We start from the raw sequence: 20,177 nt of genomic DNA, 5'->3' as shown, positions 1-20,177 counted from the left end.
GGGTGAAAGAATGACAGAGATGATAATGGAGAGGCAATCTTCTGATTTTAAAAGAGGCGTTCAAGCAGGGATAAGTATCGCAATCGGTTATTTTCCTATTGCACTGACCTTTGGTTTGCTTGCCAAAACAACAGGTCTTTCAATAATCGAAACAGTTATGATGAGTATGATCGTGTTTGCAGGGGCTTCACAGTACATCTCGTTAACTTTATTAACATTAGGTACCGGAACATTTGAAATTATTCTTACTACATTTATCGTAAATATTCGTCATTTCTTAATGTCAGCATCCTTAAATGAAAAAGTAGAGGAGGATCGTCCACTTTTTAAAGCCCTATACGCATTTGGAATTACAGACGAGACATTCTCAGTCGCTGCGACGAAGGAAGGGACTGTTTCAACAGGATACATATTTGGTGTTTGTTCCGTTTCCTACGCAAGCTGGGTAGTGAATTCTGGTATCGGTCATCTAGTGGGGGCAAGCTTACCTGAAACACTTCAAGAAAGCATGACAGTTGCGCTTTATGCTATGTTCGTTGGGCTTCTCGTTCCTTCTATGAAAAAAAGTACAAAAGCTATTTATCTTGCAGGGGTAGCGGCTGTTTTTAATACGATATTTACGTTTGCAGAGCTATTATCTACCGGTTGGGCAATTGTTTTGGCTACGATTTTATCTGCTCTGATCATCGAAGCTGTCGAGTCGTTTAAAACTAGAAAAGCGAAGGGGGGAAAGCCTCTTGAAGACTGAGATTATTTGGATGATTATCGGTATGGGGGCTGTAACCTATATTCCACGAATGCTACCGTTTGTACTATTTAGAGGGAAGGAACTTCCAATCTTTCTGCAAGGGGTTTTGAAAAATGTTCCATTTGCGACATTAGGTGCGCTCATTTTCCCAGGAATTCTGCTTATTCAAGAGGATATCTGGTATGGAATATTAGGGGCGGGAGCAGCTTTTTTGACTGCTTATTTAGGGGCTAATGTAATTGTGGTAGTGTTAAGCTCGATAGCTGTTTTAACTTTATATTCATATTTTGTATAATAGAACTGTCTGTCGGTCTAAACTAGACCGACTTTTTTATTAGGGCTTGTTCTAAAAACAAATACTCTTAACTAAACTTAAAGTAGAAGTTGGACAAAGAGGGGGATAAAAGATGGTAAGGAAAATGGGTGTATACGCCGTTATTGCCTACACCTTATACGGCTTATTTTATTACTGGTATCTTTTTTATTTTGCAAATACGAGTTTGCCATTTGAATTTCAAGGGTCGCAAGCGGATCCAACAACATTTTTAAATGGTCGAGAGCTCATGTTAAGTGAAGAATATTCCAAAACTAGAAATTTATTGTTTTTTCTATCCACTCCACTCGAATGGCTTTTTTATTTTTTAATCTTAATATTTGGCCTATCTAAAGCTTTTAAAAAATGGGCGGACGAGGCCTCGAAAAATCAATTTTTACAACGGGCTATCTATTTAATTTGGTTATCCCTGTTTGCTTTTGCAGCAACCTTTCCTTTAAGTTATATTAGTTTTTCTTTATCAAAAACCTATAATATTTCAACGCAGACCTTTGCATCTTGGATGAAGGATGAGTTGATTGATTTCTGGATTAACTATGGAATGATGCTGGTTATTGTTAGCGTGCTATATTGGTTAATTAAGAAAAGTCAAAAGCGATGGTGGTTCTATGCATGGTTACTAACAATACCTTTCACTTTATTTCTAATGTTTCTACAACCAGTCATTATCGACCCATTGTATAATGATTTTTATCCATTAAAAAATAAAGAGCTTGAAACCGAAATCCTTTCTTTAGCTAAAAAGGCAAATATTCCTGCTGACCATGTTTATGAAGTAAACATGGCCGAAAAAACGAATGCCTTAAACGCCTATGTAACAGGAATTGGGTCAAACTCGCGAATTGTTCTGTGGGACACCACTTTAAATCGCTTAAATAATGATCAAATTCTTTTTATCATGGCACATGAAATGGCCCATTACGTGGAAAAGCATTTATACATCGGTATTGCTGGATACATTCTGCTTTCCCTATTAGGTCTCTATTTAACTCACCGTATAATGGAATGGGCGATGGCAAGGTGGGGAAGAGAATTAAAGGTTCAGGGAATTGCGGACATACGATCATTCCCATTACTTTTAATGATTCTTTCGATGTTTATGTTCGCTGCAAGTCCGTTTTCAAATATGGTTTCGCGCTATCAAGAAAATCGAGCGGATCAATATGCAATTGAAATGATGAAAAACCCTGAAGCGGCGATTACTGCATTTCAAGAGCTCACTCGCTCTGGATTAAGCCAAGTGAATCCGCCCCTGCTGGTAAAAATATTCCGATATGGTCATCCTACCATGCTTGAACGAATAGCAAGAATCGAACAATATCAATTTGAGCATAGACCGAAAGAATAAAACAAAAAGAGGGCTTACTTCTTCAGTTTATCTGAAAAAAGTAAGCCCTCTTTTTATAAAAGCTAATGAAATCAATGGTACTCATGATACGTATTATTCCTCCTTTTACCTATGACCCAAAACGCTTATTTAGCTCGTTTAGCTGTTTAGATAACTGCATAAAGCTTTCTTTGTTCCGTTGGTCGATAGCTGTATCAATTCTTTTTTGGAGCTTTTCTTTTTCTGCCCGGAGTTGAATTTCACCTAGAATCATTTCAATGTACAAATTTTGTACAAAAGCTTCTTTCTCGTTCATTCGGTTCATCGCACCGGACTTCATTAAATTTGAGTAAGATTTGTCTTTCATGCTCATCACCCCTGATGCTTTTTTATATTATATGGAATCTCTGGCATAATATCAACAAGAATTTACAATTTTCTGAAAATAATTTATGTGACATATTTCGCAACTTTTATTAGAATTTGTAATTTAATGTATTGTGAATGTTATGATTATTTTAATATGAAGGGAGCTGGTTTGTTTTGAACGATAGAATGATTGAGGAATACATCATTAATCAATGTACGTTGTTAATTATGCCAGAGTATTATGGTAGTAAGATTTATTCAAGGATATATGAATTAGAGGATGATTTTATAGTACCATTTAAACCATTGGATATTGTGAAAGCAAGCTGCCAATTTTATTGTTCAAGTTACAAAGGGCGAATAGAAGGGAGTCACAATGTAATCGGAAAAATCCATAAAGCCCCAATTTCAATTTACCCCACACTTTTTTTCTTCCCAACAACATCACCGAATCGACAAGATTGTACCTGGGTGAATGACCAGCATGTATTAAATTATCGAAAAGCTACATCTGAGAGTACATTTGCAACATTTAGCAATAAGGAAACGTATGAAATCCCTGTATCTGCTAGATCTTTCGCTAATCAATTGTTGAGGACTGCTCATTTAAGAAATAAATTCATGCAACGAATTAACGATATGGAAAGAAGAAAGAGCCAGCTATATTATTACAGTCCTACTAAAATGTCAGCGTCAGAAAATAAGGACGAGTATGGAAAGTTAGGCAATAGAAAAACAACCCATCTACAAAACGAGAGCTAGACAAACCTTTTAAATAAATAATGCTCCATTAATTCTTGAACTTTGTTTCGTATTCGTGGATTAAAGTAGCTATGCTGTTCTTCATAGCCTTTGTACAGAAATGAGAACATCGTAAAAGAGTCATCACGATCAATTTCTTTCACCTGGATTTGGTTTTTTCGTAAAAATCGCTTCACTTCGTAAAGTTCTTTTTGAATAATCTTCATCGCATCTTCCACTAGTTCCAAATAAGGTTTGCGTAGTTTAAAGGGGCTTTGTTTAAAAACGGTTAAGTCCCGATTAAGAACAATTAACACCATAGGTAAATAAATCGCTTTTTCGATAATATCTCTTTCCACTTCTGGGATACGAGTCATGATATTATAAGCTCCTTCCATTTTGATAAAGAACGTTTGTTCGTAACTAAATAATACAAAAAATAATTCAATAAAGCAAGGCTATGAGGACCCCAATATTTGGGGTTTTTTTCTCTTGATGGAAAATTCTTTTATGGATTTGAAGGAAAATTATTTCTACTGTCGAAGTCCTTTTGGATAAGCATTTTGTGTGGAGGGATGGTTAAAGCATGACCAAAAGAGGAATGGAAGCTAAAGATCTATTTGAATTAAAATCAGTTGCTAATCCGCAACTATCTCCAGATGGTAAAAAAATTTTATTTGTAGAGACTTCTATTGATCAAGAAAAAAACAGCTATATTTCTAATCTCTTTATGAAAGCTCTGGCAGAAAATACATCAGCAACACAATGGACCTTTGGAAAGCATCGGAATCATTCACCTAAATGGTCACCAGCAGGAGACCGTATTGCCTTTATCTCTAATCGTACAGGCAGTAATCAAATTTTTGTCATGTCAGAAAAAGGTGGGGAGGCTATGCAGCTAACCTTCTTTGAAAATGGGGTTGGAAATTTTATATGGTCACCAAATGGAGAGGAAATTGCCTTTTCTATCTCATTAAAGCCAGACCAAACGATTCAGACTGCCCCAAAACAAGAAAAGAAAAAAGAAGAAAAAGACAAGGAATTAACCGCTTTAGTTGTTGAAGAAATGAAATATAAATCAGACGGAGAAGGTTTTTGGAACGGTACCTATAAACAAATAGCTACTGTAGACATTAAAACTGGTGAATTGGGACAATTGACCTCAGGTAAAAGCGATTACTATTTACAAAGCTGGTCTCCAGATGGAAAATACATTGCCGTAACGGGGGATTTAAATGAGGAACGTGATAATTCCTTCTTAACGGATGTTTTCCTACTCGATGTTGAAACAGAGGAATTAAATAAAATAACTAATAGTGATGGTTATTTTGGAAATGTCACTTGGTCCCCCAATGGTCGCTATTTAGCGATGGCAGGAAGTAATCGAGAGTTTGAAAATGCTACGCTATCTAGAATATGGATTTATGATTTAGAAACGGAAACGCATAGCTGTTTAACAGCTGAATGGGATGTGATGATTGGCGATAATACAATAGGAGATTTCCAACAAGGCACTGTAGATCCTGGAGTGTTATGGGCAAAAGACAATCATCATTTCTACTTCCTGGCAACTGACCATGGAAATACTAGTTTATATTATGGAAACCTTGATGGTGAAATTTATCCAGCCTTACTTGAGGATCAACATGTATATGGAGTAGCATTTGATGGGAAAGACCAAGCAGTTGTAGCTATCAGTAAACCGACAGAGCCAAGTGACATGTATTCCTTAAAAATCACAACAGGTGAAACGGTAAAGCTTACAAGTGTAAATGATAAAGCTTTAGAAGACATTTCGCTATCACCTGTAGAAAGCTTTTATTTTGAAAGTGAAGGTGGGTTAAGCGTCCAAGGCTGGCTAATGTACCCAGCTAATTTCAATCCAGAGGAAAAATATCCTTTAATTTTAGAAGTTCATGGTGGTCCCCATGCGATGTACGGAAATTCATATATGCATGAATTCCAAATGTTAGCTGGTCAAGGGAATGTGGTATTGTTCACTAACCCGCGTGGAAGTCATGGCTATGGTCAAGAATTCGTCAATGCGGTAAGGGGCGATTATGGCGGTAATGACTATAACGATTTAATGAATGCGGTTGATTTTGCACTAGAAAAGTTCTCATTCATTGATCCAGAGCGTTTAGGGGTAACGGGTGGTAGCTATGGTGGATTTATGACAAACTGGATTGTCGGTCATACGGATTGCTTTAAAGCGGCTGTCACACAACGCTCTATTTCCAACTGGATTAGCTTTTATGGAGTAAGTGATATTGGGTACTATTTTACGGAATGGCAGATTCAATCAGACTTAAGCGATATCGAAAAACTTTGGAAGCATTCACCACTTGCTTATGTCAATCAAATTAAAACACCTTTATTAATTTTACATGGTGAAAAAGACTATCGTTGCCCAATTGAACAAGCCGAGCAATTATTTATTGCATTAAAGAGGCAAAAGAAGGTAACGAAATTTTTACGTTTCCCAGAAGCGAATCACGAATTATCTAGAAGTGGTAATCCGAAGCTTCGTTTAGAGCGTTTAACTGCCATAAAGGATTGGTTTAACCAATATATTTAATTTTTGGGTAAACATGGGTTTACATTTTTAAAAATTTCGCATATACTAATTTTAATTAAGAGAAAGGTGGGTGAAGTGTAATGAAAAAATCAAATGTAAATCTCATTGTTGAATATCGTTGCATGGCCCATCTGGTCGGTTAATAAAGTCATTACGTGTACAATTATGTCCTCTAATGCTTGTAAAAAACCATGGGCTATGCTTGCCTATGGTTTTTTATTATGCCTAAAAACAAACAAACATTTGGAGGAAACAAACTTGAATTTAAACTTAATCGGTAAAAATGAACGTATAGAAATGGATTTTGCACCTTATAAGGAACAAGGATATACACTTGGACGGGTAGCGCTTGAGCATAAACGAATGTATCGAATTTGGACAGAGAACGGCGAACCACTTTGTGAGGTTTCAGGGAAGTTTTCGTTTATCGCTTCAGAAAGAGAAGATTACCCAGCGGTAGGAGATTGGGTGGTTTTGCAAGAAAGAACAAGTGAAAATCGTGGGACGATTCACGCGGTTTTGCCGCGAAGCAGTAAGTTTTCAAGAAAGTCTGCTGGCCAAGTAACAGAAGAACAAATTGTGGCAGCGAACGTCGATACGATTTTTCTAGTAAATAGCTTAAATGAAGATTTAAATTTACGAAGAATCGAGCGATATTTGCTCCTTACATGGGAAAGTGGCGCTAATCCTGTCATTATCCTAAGTAAAGCAGACCTATGTGAAAATATTGCGTCTAAAATTGCAGAGGTGGAGACCGTAGCATTAGGTGTACCAATCATTGTGATTAGTGCAATAGAGAATAACGGTATCGAAAGCCTTGAAGAATACCTACAGCCTGGGAAAACGGTGGCCTTATTAGGATCTTCGGGAGTAGGGAAGTCAACCATCACAAATATTCTTCTAGGTATGGAAAAACAGACGGTTCAAGAAATTCGAACGGGTGATGATAAAGGAAAACATACGACCACCCATCGTGAAATGATTCTTTTACCTAATGGGGCGATTCTAATCGATACCCCAGGAATGAGAGAACTACAACTATGGGAAAGCTCTGACGCGTTAGCTGAGAGTTTCTCTGATATTGAAAGCTTGACTGATATTTGTCGATTCAGGGACTGTAGGCATGAAAAAGAACCAGGCTGTGCGGTCCATATAGCGATAGAAAACGGAGAATTATCCGAGGAACGACTATATAGTTATAAGAAACTATTACGTGAATTGGCGTATTTAGATCGTAAAGTAGATAAAAAAGCTCAGTCCGATGAAAAAAAGCATTGGAAAAATATCAATAAACAAATAAAGCAAAAGAGTAAAATGAAATAAAATTTAAAAACCTCTTCCAAAGAAGGGGTTTTTATTTGTATTTATATAGGTTTTTCCTGTACTTTTATTAATAAGAGTTTCTTTAAAAGGTAGAAAATTAAAAATAATAGGATAGAATTAAAAATACAGTACGAGAAAGATTGGACGGATACTTAGATGAGATCAAATAAACACCTGAAGAAGAAGCGGAGAAAGTTTAACTTTAAAAGAGTTTTATCCATTTGTCTATTACTGCTTGTTGTAATCGTTGGATTTGCTTATTTTCAGTACAAGCAAGGAATATCGCAGTCCCTTGAAAATGCTCCGGAACAAATTGGTTTTGAATTTGATGGGGCAAAGGATCAGTTTGGTGGGACAAATGTGTTAGTCCTTGGAAGCGATGCCAGGGAAAATGAAACATCGTCAAGAGCAGATACGATAATGATTGCTCATTATCATGAAGATAACGGAACGTTTAAAGTGACTTCCATTATGCGTGATACTTATGTGGACATCCCAGGGCATGGATATAATAAAATTAATACTGCATTCGCTTTTGGTGGGCCAGATTTACTTAGACAAACGATTAAAAAGAATTTTGACATTGATTTGCAGTACTATGCGATTGTTGATTTTCAAGGCTTTGTTCGGGTAATTGATGAAGCCTTTCCAAAGGGAGTTAAGGTGGACGTTGAAAAGCAAATGACGGAAGCCGATCATATTGGAGTATCAATTGACCCAGGAGAGCAATATTTAGATGGCAAGCACTTATTAGGCTATGTTCGTTTTCGAAATGATGCAGTAGGAGATTTTGGTCGTGTTGACAGACAACAAAAAATTGTAAAAGAAGTAGCTCATCAATTAACTAGTATCCAAAAAATTCATAAGCTCCCTAAGCTCGCTGGGGTAGTAAAGCCATATATAAATACCAATATTAAAACATCTAATCTACTCGTAATGGGGAAGGATTTTATTTCAGGAAATCGTGCTGATGTAAAAACATTCCGAATACCAGTACAAGGGACATATGAAGATCGACGGATAGACGGAAAGGGACTTGTTCTATGGATTGATGAGGAAGCAAACAAAAAAGCATTCCATGAGTTTATTCAACAGCCATAGGGAAATAATAGCAAAGGATGCACAATAAGCTTTTCTAATTAAGGGTGAAGAAATTCAATGGATCTTGCTACGTTAAAAGAATGGTTTACAATTGAAAATATTATGGGGTTAATTCAAGAATACCGAGCTTTAGGACCATTACCAGGAATATTTTTACCTATGCTTGAGGCATTTCTCCCTTTTTTACCTTTATTTTTGTTTGTGATGGCGAATGCTAGTGCCTTTGGGCTATGGCTCGGTTTTTTATTCTCGTGGATTGGAGCTTGTACCGGAGCGTTACTAGTTTTTCTTCTATTCCGCAAGTTTGGGCAAAAGCGAATATTGGCCTTTATACAGCGTCATGCCAAGATAAGGAAATTAATGATATGGGTAGAAACTCATGGATTCGGACCCATTTTCTTACTTTTATGCTTTCCATTTACTCCTTCAGCAGTGGTAAACATTGTAGCAGGATTATCTAAAATCAATATTTATCAATATATGTTAGCTGTACTGACTGGCAAAATCGTCATGATCTTTATGATCAGCTTTATTGGATATGATATTCGATCATTAATTACTCAACCTCTTCGAACCGCAATCGTTTTAGTTGTTATTTTTATTCTTTGGTATGTTGGGAAAAGAATTGAAGTAAGATTAAATATAAGTAGTAAAAAAGACCGTCAAACAAGCTGAACATAATACCCTTGGGGAGGTGAGATTTTGGACGAAGCATGGAGAAGAGAAGGGAAGGAATGGCTTAAGGCTTTCGGCATAGGACTCATTGTTTTTGCATTTATACGGATATTTTTCTTTTCAAATTATGTGGTAGAAGGCGAGTCGATGATGCCAACTTTAGAGGACGGGAACAAGCTTGTCGTCAACAAAATCGGTTATCAAATTGGGGATTTTAATCGTTTTGATGTAATCGTTTTTCATGCGAATGAAACGGAAGATTATGTAAAACGAATTATTGGACTACCAGGCGACAGAATCGAATATCGAGATGAGCAATTAATTATCAACGGGAAAAAGTATAATGAGCCATTTTTAGATCAATATCGAAATGAGGTTTTGGGCGGAAGATTAACTGGTGATTTTACATTAGACGAAATTACTGGAGAAAAAATCGTCCCGAAGAACCATTTATTTGTCCTTGGAGATAACCGACTAGGAAGCTGGGATAGTCGACACTTTGGTTTTATCTCTGTCAATCAGGTAGTAGGAAAAGTTAATCTGCGATACTGGCCGCTTGAAGATTTAGGTGTGAAATTTTAATAGGTTAAATCGAAAGCGCAAAATATGCGCTTTTTTATTTTGATAAAAATTGCTAGTGGTTCCGAACGTGTATTCGCCTAATTTTTATGTTAAAATATCTAATAGAGAAAACAGTAAGGGGGAGAAAGGATGTCAGTTCGTTTATTAATTGGTCGTTCAGGCAGTGGGAAAACTACTTATTGCTTAAATGAAATTAAAAGTAATTTACAAGATTCACCTGCTGGGGATCCAATCATCTATTTAGTACCAGACCAAATGACTTTTTTATCTGAGTATCGCCTCATTTCAGGTGAAGAAATAAACGGAATGATTAGAGCCCAGGTTTTTAGCTTCACACGTCTTGCATGGCGTGTTTTACAAGAAACGGGTGGCATAAGCAGACACCATCTAACAAGCGTTGGATTAAATATGTTAATACGCAAAATTGTCGATGATAAAAAAGATTCTCTTAAAATTTTTGATAAAGCAGCCGATAAAAATGGCTTTGTTGAACAAATGGAGCGGATGCTAACAGAATTCAAGCGTTACTGCATTCAGCCGCAAGAGTTAAGAATGAAAAGAGAAGATCTATTACAAAATGACCAAAATAGTACAAAGGTGCTAGAAGATAAATTACATGATTTAGAGTTAATTTATGAGAGCTTTGAAAACACCTTGCAGGATAAATATATAGATTCAGAGGATTATTTTCGTTTACTAACAGAAAAAGCAGTAGAATCCTCGTATTTAAAAAATGCAGAAATCTATATTGACGGATTTGACAGCTTTACACCGCAGGAATATATGATCATTTCTGCCTTAATGAAAACCTGTAAACGTGTAACGATTACATTAACACTAGATGAACCATTTCATCAAACACCACCAGATGAGCTTCATCTGTTCCGTATGTCTGGAAGTACATGCCAAACCATTTATGAAATGGCATATGCAGAAGGAATTGAGCTTGAACCAGTCTATCACCGAGTAGAGCAAAAAAGGTGGTCAAACGATTCCTTAAGGCATCTTGAAACCCATTTTGATACAAGACCTGCCCTAAAATATGAATCAAAAGCAAACATCCATATAGGACAAGCTGTCAACAGAAGAGCTGAAGTCGAGGGTGTAGCGCAAAAAATTAAAGAAATTGTAAGAGCAAATGACCAGTACCGATATCGAGACATTGCCTTGCTAATCCGAAATGGACATGAATATGGTGAAGTGCTACAAACTGTTTTTGAAGATTTTGATATTCCATTTTTTATTGATCAAAAAAGAACGATGCTGCATCACCCACTTATTGAGTTGATTCGATCTACATTGGAAATCCTTCATTCGAATTGGCGTTATGAGCCTGTTTTTAGAGCCGTTAAAACGGAGCTTTTGTATCCGTTGAAGGAAAACGAATCCTACTTAAGACAGCAAGCTGACAAGTTAGAGAACTATGTATTGGCATACGGAATTCAAGGTAGACATTGGACAAAAAAAGAGCGCTGGATTTATCGGAAATATAAGGGGATAGAGTTTGAATCTACGTTTAAATCAGATGAAGAAAAACGTATCGAACAAGGCCTTAATGAAATCAGATTGAAAATTACGGCACCGATTTTAAGATTATCAAGAAGATTAAATAAATCTGAAAAAACAAGGGACTATTGCGAAGCATTATTTCTATTCCTTGAGGAATTAGATATTCCTGTCAAGCTTGAAGAATGGAAGAACTTTGAGGAGTCTAAGGGGAATCTGATTCAGGCTAGAGAACATGATCAGGCCTGGAATGCGATTATTGATCTACTTGATGAATATGTGGAAATGCTAGCTGAAGAACAAATGACTGTTAAACAATTTGCTACCATCTTAGATGCAGGGTTAGAGAGCTTGCGCTTTTCGATTGTCCCACCGTCTTTAGATCAAGTGTTAGTAGCAGACCTGGAAAAGTCAAGGCTCTCTGAAATGAAAGCTGTTTTTGTGATTGGCTTAAACGATGGGGTGTTTCCGGCGAAGTTCTCAGACGATGGTATTTTAGCAGATGATGATCGTGAAAACTTACTAACGAATGGATTAAGAATAGGTCCAAGCAGTCGTATAAAGCTACTGGATGAACAGTTTCTTGCTTATAAGGCTTTTACACTCCCATCTGATGTTCTTTACTTAACCTATCCTTTAGCAAATGAGGAAGGGAAAGGGTTAATGCCTTCTCCTTTTATAAATCGTATGAAAGAAATGTTTCCAAAACATGAGGAGCATTTTTTCGTTTCAGATGCAAATGAGCTCCCAGAGAAGCAACAGCTAGAATATGCGGCTAATAAGAAGACAACGTTAAGCTATTTAACTTCCCAACTTCAGCTGAAGAAGAGAAATTATCCGATTTATGATTTTTGGTGGGATGTATATCATTATTATATTGAAAATGATGAATGGAAAAATGCAGCACAGAAGGTGTTATCAAGCCTTTTTTATACGAATTCAACCGTTCAAATTTCGGATGAATTAACAAGTGAGCTTTACGGTGAACAAATTCAAGCAAGTGTATCAAGAATGGAGCTTTTTCACAGCTGTCCATTTTCTCACTTTACCCAATATGGGCTAGGGTTAAAGGAAAGACAAATTTTTCGCTTAGAAGCTCCAGATATTGGAGAGTTATTTCATGCGGCCTTAAAATATATATCTGATATAATCATGAAAGAAAATAAATCGTGGGCCGAAATCAAGCGGAAAGACTGTGATCTTTTAGCACGAGAAGCGATTGAGGCATTAGCACCACGACTACAAAATGAAATCCTATTAAGTTCCAACCGACATCACTATATTAAAAGAAAGCTTGAACAAATTATCAGTCGTGCTTCCTATGTGCTAAGTGAGCATGCAAAGGCGAGTGGCTTTGCACCGCTAGGATTAGAGCTTGGTTTTGGACCAAAAGGAGACTTGCCACCATTGCAATTCGACTTGAAAAAGGGTCGAACAATGTCCTTAGTAGGAAGAATAGACCGTATTGATCAAGCAAAAAAACAAGATGAAATCTATTTAAGAGTAGTGGACTATAAATCAAGTGCTAAGGATGTTAACTTGCAGGAGGTTTATTATGGGATTTCTCTGCAAATGCTGACCTATCTAGATATTGTCATCACTCACTCCGAAAAGTTAGTAGAGGCACAAGCTTCTCCGGCAGGAGTGCTATACTTCCATATTCATAATCCGATGGTCCAATCAAAGAAACTGTTAACACTAGAACAAATTGAAGCAGACCTATATAAAAAGTTCAAAATGAATGGCCTCCTTTTAGCAGATGCGGATGTAATACGTCTAATGGATCATGACATTGATACGAATGCCTCACCGATCATTGCAGCTGGCATTAATAAGGATGGCTCGTTATCGAAAAAATCAAAAGTCGCATCAAAAGAAGAATTTGAATTATTAAGAGGATATGTCAGAGATAAGTACATGACAACGGGGAATGAACTTATCGAAGGGAATGTGAAAATTGCCCCTTATAAATTAAAAGATAAAACACCTTGTACCTTCTGCTCTTATAAACCAGTATGTCATTTTGACCAATCGATTGAATCGAATGATTATCGTGTTTTAGCACCACAATCGAGAGACCAAGTGATGGAAGGAATCAAAAAGGAGAGAGTAATTCATGTCTAATCGATTCATTCCTTTAAAACCTGAAAATGCTACTTGGACCGATGACCAATGGAAAGCGATTTTTGCAAAAAATCAAGACATTTTAGTAGCAGCAGCTGCTGGGTCTGGAAAAACGGCGGTTTTGGTAGAGAGAATCATCCAAAAAATTATTTCCGTAGATGACCCTATTAACGTGGATGAATTATTAGTGGTTACTTTTACAAACGCTTCAGCGGCTGAAATGCGACATCGAATTGGCGAAGCCTTAGAAAAAGCGATAAACGATAATCCGAAATCAACACATCTTAGGAAGCAATTAAGCCTATTAAACCGTGCATCGATTTCGACCCTCCATTCTTTCTGTTTAGAAGTGATCAAGAAATATTATTATTTAATTGATATCGACCCAAGCTTCCGAATTGCAAATGAAACGGAGATACAACTTCTGCGAGATGAAGTGTTGGATGACCTATTTGAAGAGGAATATGGTCAAGATAATAATGAAGATTTTTATCAATTGGTAGATATTTTTAGCAGTGATCGCAGTGATATAGCGCTCCAAGAAATTATCGGCGAATTATATGATTTTGCGAATGCGAATGCTGCACCAGAAGAGTACTTACAAAAGGTTATCTCTATGTATGACGTTAACCTTGAGATGCCCATTGATGAATTGCCATTTCTTCAATCCTTAAAATTTGAAATGGGTTTACAACTTGAAGGGGCGAAGAGTTTGGCTCTTCAAGGACTAGATTTAACGAAATTACCAGCAGGTCCAGCACCAAGGGCGGAAACGTTTTTGGCTGATATTCAAATATACGAAACACTAATTAATGCCAACCAATCTTCTTGGAAAACGTTGTACGAAGAAATGCAGACTGTAGCATTTCCAACATTAAAATCATGTAAAAAAGACGCGTATGATAATGACTTAATTGAGAAGTCTAAAAAAATTCGTGATAAAGCTAAAAAAATAATTACCGATTTGAAGGATGAATTATTTTCAAGAAAGCCTGATAGCTTTCTAAAAGATATGCAAGAAATGAAAATTCATATTGAAACCTTAGTTGAATTGGTTAGGAAGTTTTCAACTAGTTTTACAGCTATAAAACGAGAAAAGGGTCTTGTGGATTTTGCTGATTTGGAACATTTAAGTTTGCAAATTTTAACCGAAAAATCTTCAGATGGTCAATTTCAACCTTCTTCAGTTGCAAAAGCTTATCGGAATCATTTTAAAGAAGTATTAGTGGATGAATATCAAGATACCAACATGGTACAAGAGACTATCATCAAACAGGTTTCAAAAGAACGAGAAGAAGAAGGAAATCTATTCATGGTTGGAGATGTTAAGCAGTCAATCTATCGTTTCCGCTTAGCTGAACCTAATTTATTTTTAGGGAAATATACGCGATTTCAAGCCAATCAAGAGCAAACTGGTTTGAAAATTGACTTAGCAAAAAATTTCCGTAGTCGTAAAGAAGTACTGAATGGAACAAACTTCTTATTCAAACAACTTATGGGTGTTAAGGTTGGAGAGATTGAATACGATGAGGCTGCAGAGCTAAAACAAGGTGCTCCCTATCCGGAATCGGATGAATACGCCATCGAATTAATGCTAGTAGATCTTGAAAAACAAGAGGATTCAAAGGAAGAAGCAGAAAGTGAAGAGGAAGTAGAATTTGATCAAACAGACCTAGAGCAATCTCAATTAGAAGCCAGATTAATGGCACAAAAAATCAAACAATTAATTGAAAATAGACAACAAGTATTTAATCCAAAAACAAAATCGTATCGTCCTGTCACGTACCGGGATTTTGTCATCCTCTTACGTTCAATGACTTGGGCTCCTCAAATTATGGAGGAATTTAAACATCAAGGCATTCCAATATACGCAAATCTATCAACAGGATATTTTGAAGCAACTGAGGTTGCCATAATGATGTCGCTATTAAAAATCATTGATAATCCGTACCAGGATATCCCGTTAGTTTCCGTATTACGGTCTCCAATTGTTGGTTTAAATGAAGAAGAGCTAGGAAGAATTCGAACATATAACAGAAAAGGATCGTTTTTTGAGTCCCTTACAGCCTTTTGTAAAAAAAGCTCTACTAAGGAATATGGGGAGTTATATGAACAGATTTCAGATTTCTTAGATCTTTTAACAGAATGGCGACTTAAAGCAAGAAAAGGATCCTTAACCGAACTAATTTGGCAGCTCTATCGAGACACCCATTTTTATGATTTTGTTGGAGGTTTACCTGGAGGAAAACAACGTCAAGCCAATTTAAGAGCACTATATGACCGTGCTCATCAGTATGAACAAACCTCTTTCCGTGGCTTATTCCGTTTCTTAAGATTTGTAGAACGAATGACGGAGCGCGGAGATGACCTTGGTGCAGCCAGAGCTTTAGGTGAGCAAGAGGACGTTGTCAGAATCATGACCATCCACAGTAGTAAAGGGCTAGAATTTCCTTTTGTATTTATGGCAGGACTGGCAAGAAACTTTAACACAATGGATTTGAAAAAGGCATTTATGCTTGATAAGGAATATGGATTTGCCGCAAAATACATTAATCCAGAAAAACGAATTTCATATCCTTCTTTACCACAATTAGCATTTAAACGTAAGAAGAAGCTTGAAATGCTAGCAGAAGAAATGCGGGTATTATATGTTGGGTTAACAAGAGCCAAAGAGAAATTGTTTTTAGTAGCTTCCGTAAAGGACTTCGAAAAAAGACGTGATAAATGGCTGAGCACCACTTCCCATCCGGATTGGTTATTGAAGGAATATGATCGTGTTTCTGCAGGAAGCTACCTTGATTGGATAGGTCCTGCCCTCATCCGTCATCAACATTGTAATGAATTGCTTAATGAAGGACAGGTAATAAATCCATTAGTACCTATTGATATCGTGGAACATCCATCATGTTGGAAATTGAACCTTCTTAAAGCGAAGGATATCATGAATATTGGGGATGTAGAGAGCAAAGAAGAGGAAAACTACATGGATTTAGTTGAGAATACAGAGCCTGTACCCGTCCAATCGGAATGGAAAGGGCTAATAAACGATCAACTAAACTGGAATTATCCATATATTGAAGCCTCTAAATTTCGTTCAAAGCAATCAGTATCTGAAATGAAGCGTCAACGCGAGACAGGAAATGAAGACAGCGGTCATGAGTTGTTAAGTAAATTCCAAAAGCCGATATTAAAAAGACCTAAATTTTTACAAGCAAAGTCCTTTTCACCAGCAGAAAAGGGAACTATTTTGCACCTTGTTATGCAGCATATCGACCTTAAAAAAGCAATTACAACTGAGTCAATATCTACCTTACTAAATGATTTAATCAGTAGGGAGCTATTAACAGCAGAACAAAAAGAAGTGGTTGATTCAAGGCAGATTCTAAGCTTTTTTGAAACAGACATCGGTCGTCGTTTGCTTCATGCAGCCGATTTCCAAAGAGAGGTTCCATTTAGTTTTGCACTCCCTGCAAATGAAGTATATCCTGATTGGAAAGGTGAAAACGAACCAATCTTTATTCAAGGTGTCATTGACTGTGTATTTGAAGACGCAGATGGATTTGTTCTACTTGATTATAAAACCGATGGTATTACAGAACGATTTAAAGGTGGGTTATCTGAAGCAGAACCAATCCTTAGAGGAAGATATCAGCTACAAATGGAGCTATATTCCCGAGCATTAGAACAAATATTGAAGAAGCCAATTAATGAAAGATACTTGTACTTCTTTGATGGGGCTCATGTAGTTAAAATATAAAAATGAAAACCTACTAAACATGATGAAAAAAGACGTTGGCATTTATATGCCAACGTCTTTTTAAATTTCAAGAGCGAAAAACTTAATTTTGATTTTGTGAATTCATGGATAGAGAATACGTTAATCCTAGTAAAATCCAAAAAAATGGGGCTACTGGAACGACACTGATATTAAAAAACGCTTGAATTAGATATCCTAGTATTACTGAAATTAACCCATAAAGAATTAAACAATTATTAGAATTAGAAATTTTTATAGAAATAATAGCTTTATATAGAATATAGCAAACTAAAAATAGATACATAATAAGTGCAGGAACTCCTAGCGTCACAGCCATCTGTAAATATTCATTATGTGCTTTATCAACAGTTATGTTTGAAGTATAAAAATACTTAAGACTTTCTTCTTCGTCGATAGGGAAAACAAATTTAAATGTATCTGGACCAGAGCCTAGCCAAAAAAACTTAGGAATTAATGGCATAGATTTTTTCCAAATGAAAAATCTGCTTGAACCTTCATGACCTGTACCTTGGTCTGTTGCAATTTTGTAAGACTCACTAAAACTAGAAAAAACACGTTTGAAATTTCCACCGTCTTCGGTTATATCAATTACGCAAAATAATGCAATTAATGTAATAAGTAAATAAGCCCAGCTTTTCCAAAGGAACTTTCTCATTAAAACAACAAACATAGTTAAGAATATGACGCCAAACATAACACCAATCCAAGCGCTACGAGTTCCTGAAAATATCATTGCGCTAAACGATATACTTGTGCTAAAAAGATAGTAATATCTTTCTTTATTTTTTTGTGCTGTTAAAAATAATGTTATAGATAAGAGGATGGTTATAACAAGATAAGATCCAAAGAAATTTGGATTATCAAAAAAGGCAAAACTTCTAGTATCCCCAATTTTACTGGAGTTTCTTGGGAGAAAGTCGATAAGGTAATGCTGTAAAATTCCATAGGTAGAAACAATTATTGAGATGCCGACTACTCCCTTAATTGTTTTTTTAATTAAACTTGGGTTAATTAATCGATATGCGAAAATAAAAAGACTGCAATAGGAAATTAATGAAATAACGCCTTCGAAACGATGTACTGAACCAAATATTGAAGTTTCAGGGTTTACTGAAAATATTGTAGAAAGTATTATTAAAATAATAAAAGCGGTTAAAATTATTTCAACTTTTGAAAAATATTGATGTTGATACATAAACCATTTTTGCCTAATAATCAATAAGATTGTCCACATAACAAATACAAAAAAAACCAAATAGAACACTTTAGGGGCAGTGTAATATGGATCAGCTCCCCATGGGAAAATGAGAAACGGGAAAAAGAGTATAAACCAATACATAATATGAATCTCCTATATCCAGAAAAAAGAATTTATTATCTTATTGCATTATTATGTATCCGCACTTAACAAGTCAATATTTTTTTCCAAGAAATTACCTGTAAGTATAGTTTACAAATAAAATAAACTAAAAAAACAAAGACAGCTTATCACTGCCCTTGTTTTTTTAGTTATTCCCAGATATCGGTTGGTCTAGTAAGTTCGTATCCAAAACGTTATTGACACTGAAGCCGTTTGCCGTAAAAATGCCAATACCAGTATTAGCTGCACCTGCTCCTGAACTTGACTTGGAAGCAGATTTTGGAGAGATAAACAAAGTATCCCCAAATTGTACAACCCCACCAGATACGGTAGTAATCTGTACGGGTCCAATTATTGCAGGCATAATTATTCCCCTCCTTTATTATTTTCATTTAGTAGCTGTCGAATATGCTTAACTCTTGACTCCATATAAACGCTATCACTATTGCCAATATGGAAAATAGAAGCGGAAGCAAGCCCGTTTATTTTAATATGAGATACTTTTATACATGGCGGTAAATCAATCTTTTGAAAATGTAATTGTGCCTCTAAAGGAGGTAATGGGATTGGTTCACTAAAAATCGGATACTGAGAAAATTCCCCTTCATTACCAAAAAATATTTCAGCTTCCCTTTGGACGGCCAATGCTCTTGAAATGGCATTGATACACTTTGAGTCTCCAATTTGCGCAATTGAGGAATTAGAGAGGGATGTAATATAAACTTTTTGAACTTGCGATACTCTACTTAACATCTTTATGCTTGCGGAGCCAATGGAACAAATGGCCCAATAATTAATGATTCTGCAGGTGTATCGAAGGTGGAAGCTAGCTGTATCGTTTGAACATCTCCAACCATGAGAAGGGAGGAGCTAGATACACCGTCAACATCAATATTTGTTACACATATATCACGATTATATATTTGGAAAATCACGATTGTTTACTTCCTTTCACTTCATTTGGGAGATTATTCAAAAACGTATATATCCCTGTCTGAATGTCGTTTTTAATCAACTCGATAATTCTCTTTTCGTGTCCAAGTCCTTGTTCGTTGCTTCTTTGGTTAATAGGAATTTGATGTAGATGGTATTGAATTCGATTAGGTATTTGCTTTCTAATATCGTCCTTAATAAAATTTACATACGATTCCTCGATAGTTACTTGATTTTCTTGATTATATTGCTGGATAATACTTAAAACCTCTGAATCTATGTTTTGTAAAATCGATTCCTCCATTCGCATTGTCGATTGGAACTGATCTGCTTGACTAAAGGGATGAGCAACAGCTTGATTCCCATCAACTGCAAAATCTTCAATGGCTTGGAGGTCTGTAGGATTTAGTCCAATATTCAAAGTTCCTTCTAACGTTTCCACTTTTAGCTGATCAAATTTATATTCAATTTTTTCTACTTGAATGGTAGGCTTACTCTTTAATTCGTTTAAATCTGTTGCTAGGGATTGAACCAATGTTTCCAAGTTTTTGATTTTGGAAGCTTGAGATTCTACAAACATATGAAGCTGTCGTATATACTCATAAAATTCGTAATTAGTCATGCTTTAACCCCTCCCAAGGTAAATCTATATCTAATTAATTTGCCTGAGAACGGAACAGCTGGAGCCTTTGTATGGT

At 36.1% G+C, this 20,177-nt stretch carries 18 protein-coding genes; 11 read left to right on the top strand and 7 right to left on the bottom strand.

All coding sequences use genetic code 11. From position 1 onward, the window contains the following. Positions 1 to 10: 10 nt before the first annotated feature. The 3 genes from LRP83_RS14960 to LRP83_RS14950 all read left to right on the top strand — a co-directional run bounded on the left by LRP83_RS14960 (position 11) and on the right by LRP83_RS14950 (position 2,430). A complete protein-coding gene (locus LRP83_RS14960) occupies positions 11 to 748 on the top strand; it encodes an AzlC family ABC transporter permease (protein WP_230497486.1) in 738 nt (245 codons plus the stop codon). After that, on the top strand, positions 738 to 1,043 hold the full coding sequence (locus LRP83_RS14955; protein WP_230497485.1) for an AzlD domain-containing protein: 306 nt from the start codon (positions 738 to 740) through the stop codon (positions 1,041 to 1,043). The genes LRP83_RS14960 and LRP83_RS14955 overlap by 11 nt, the downstream gene beginning before the upstream one ends. A 112-nt stretch (positions 1,044 to 1,155) precedes the next feature. Next, the gene (locus tag LRP83_RS14950; protein WP_230497484.1) at positions 1,156 to 2,430 is read left to right on the top strand and encodes a M48 family metallopeptidase; all 1,275 of its coding nucleotides are present in this window, start codon (positions 1,156 to 1,158) and stop codon (positions 2,428 to 2,430) included. A gap of 109 nt (positions 2,431 to 2,539) precedes the next feature. Here the strand turns inward: LRP83_RS14950 and LRP83_RS14945 are convergent, their stop codons facing one another. Then, positions 2,540 to 2,776 carry an IDEAL domain-containing protein gene (locus tag LRP83_RS14945; RefSeq protein WP_230497483.1) on the bottom strand — a complete coding sequence of 79 codons (237 nt, stop codon included), beginning with the start codon at positions 2,774 to 2,776 and terminating at the stop codon, positions 2,540 to 2,542. A 176-nt stretch (positions 2,777 to 2,952) separates the two neighbouring features. Here LRP83_RS14945 and LRP83_RS14940 point away from each other — a divergent pair, with 176 nt between their 5' ends. Beyond that, complete coding sequence (locus LRP83_RS14940) at positions 2,953 to 3,540, top strand: competence protein ComK (protein ID WP_230497482.1); 588 nt, start codon at positions 2,953 to 2,955, stop codon at positions 3,538 to 3,540. Here the strand turns inward: LRP83_RS14940 and LRP83_RS14935 are convergent. Continuing rightward, a complete protein-coding gene (locus LRP83_RS14935; RefSeq protein WP_230497481.1) occupies positions 3,537 to 3,896 on the bottom strand; it encodes a YhjD family protein in 360 nt (119 codons plus the stop codon). The genes LRP83_RS14940 and LRP83_RS14935 overlap by 4 nt on opposite strands. A 209-nt stretch (positions 3,897 to 4,105) precedes the next feature. On the opposite strand from LRP83_RS14935, the gene LRP83_RS14930 reads away from it, so the two are divergent. The 7 genes from LRP83_RS14930 to addA all read left to right on the top strand — a co-directional run bounded on the left by LRP83_RS14930 (position 4,106) and on the right by addA (position 17,165). Then, the gene (locus tag LRP83_RS14930; RefSeq protein WP_230497480.1) at positions 4,106 to 6,097 is read left to right on the top strand and encodes a S9 family peptidase; all 1,992 of its coding nucleotides are present in this window, start codon (positions 4,106 to 4,108) and stop codon (positions 6,095 to 6,097) included. A gap of 258 nt (positions 6,098 to 6,355) precedes the next feature. Beyond that, the gene (rsgA, locus tag LRP83_RS14925; protein ID WP_230497479.1) at positions 6,356 to 7,420 is read left to right on the top strand and encodes a ribosome small subunit-dependent GTPase A; all 1,065 of its coding nucleotides are present in this window, start codon (positions 6,356 to 6,358) and stop codon (positions 7,418 to 7,420) included. A gap of 156 nt (positions 7,421 to 7,576) precedes the next feature. Then, positions 7,577 to 8,521, top strand: a complete 945-nt coding sequence (locus LRP83_RS14920) for an LCP family protein (protein WP_230497478.1) — start codon at positions 7,577 to 7,579, stop codon at positions 8,519 to 8,521. 57 nt (positions 8,522 to 8,578) lie between these two features. Further along, entirely contained in the window at positions 8,579 to 9,196 is a 618-nt protein-coding gene (locus LRP83_RS14915) for a TVP38/TMEM64 family protein (RefSeq protein WP_230497477.1), read from the top strand. Between the two features lie 27 nt (positions 9,197 to 9,223). After that, entirely contained in the window at positions 9,224 to 9,778 is a 555-nt protein-coding gene (lepB, locus tag LRP83_RS14910) for a signal peptidase I (RefSeq protein WP_230497476.1), read from the top strand. A gap of 129 nt (positions 9,779 to 9,907) precedes the next feature. Next, positions 9,908 to 13,408 carry a helicase-exonuclease AddAB subunit AddB gene (gene addB, locus LRP83_RS14905; RefSeq protein ID WP_230497475.1) on the top strand — a complete coding sequence of 1,167 codons (3,501 nt, stop codon included), beginning with the start codon at positions 9,908 to 9,910 and terminating at the stop codon, positions 13,406 to 13,408. Next, positions 13,401 to 17,165 carry a helicase-exonuclease AddAB subunit AddA gene (addA, locus tag LRP83_RS14900; RefSeq protein ID WP_230497474.1) on the top strand — a complete coding sequence of 1,255 codons (3,765 nt, stop codon included), beginning with the start codon at positions 13,401 to 13,403 and terminating at the stop codon, positions 17,163 to 17,165. The genes addB and addA overlap by 8 nt, the downstream gene beginning before the upstream one ends. An 82-nt stretch (positions 17,166 to 17,247) precedes the next feature. Here the strand turns inward: addA and LRP83_RS14895 are convergent, their stop codons facing one another. The 5 genes from LRP83_RS14895 to gerPC form a co-directional block, all read right to left on the bottom strand. Then, entirely contained in the window at positions 17,248 to 18,525 is a 1,278-nt protein-coding gene (locus tag LRP83_RS14895) for an O-antigen ligase family protein (RefSeq protein WP_230497473.1), read from the bottom strand. 166 nt (positions 18,526 to 18,691) lie between these two features. Next, the gene (locus LRP83_RS14890; protein WP_230497472.1) at positions 18,692 to 18,910 is read right to left on the bottom strand and encodes a spore germination protein; all 219 of its coding nucleotides are present in this window, start codon (positions 18,908 to 18,910) and stop codon (positions 18,692 to 18,694) included. Positions 18,911 to 18,912: 2 nt separating this feature from the next. Next, the gene (locus LRP83_RS14885) at positions 18,913 to 19,299 is read right to left on the bottom strand and encodes a spore germination protein GerPE (protein WP_230497471.1); all 387 of its coding nucleotides are present in this window, start codon (positions 19,297 to 19,299) and stop codon (positions 18,913 to 18,915) included. 2 nt (positions 19,300 to 19,301) lie between these two features. After that, complete coding sequence (locus LRP83_RS14880) at positions 19,302 to 19,481, bottom strand: spore germination protein GerPD (protein ID WP_230497470.1); 180 nt, start codon at positions 19,479 to 19,481, stop codon at positions 19,302 to 19,304. After that, positions 19,478 to 20,101 carry a spore germination protein GerPC gene (gene gerPC / locus LRP83_RS14875; RefSeq protein ID WP_230497469.1) on the bottom strand — a complete coding sequence of 208 codons (624 nt, stop codon included), beginning with the start codon at positions 20,099 to 20,101 and terminating at the stop codon, positions 19,478 to 19,480. The genes LRP83_RS14880 and gerPC overlap by 4 nt, the downstream gene beginning before the upstream one ends. Positions 20,102 to 20,177 lie beyond the last annotated feature (76 nt).

It is taken from the genome of Pseudoneobacillus rhizosphaerae (assembly GCF_917563885.1).
Classification (GTDB): domain Bacteria; phylum Bacillota; class Bacilli; order Bacillales; family Cytobacillaceae; genus Pseudoneobacillus; species Pseudoneobacillus rhizosphaerae.
Note: the sequence above shows the minus strand (reverse complement) of the source record. Positions and strands in the feature narration are given on the sequence as shown.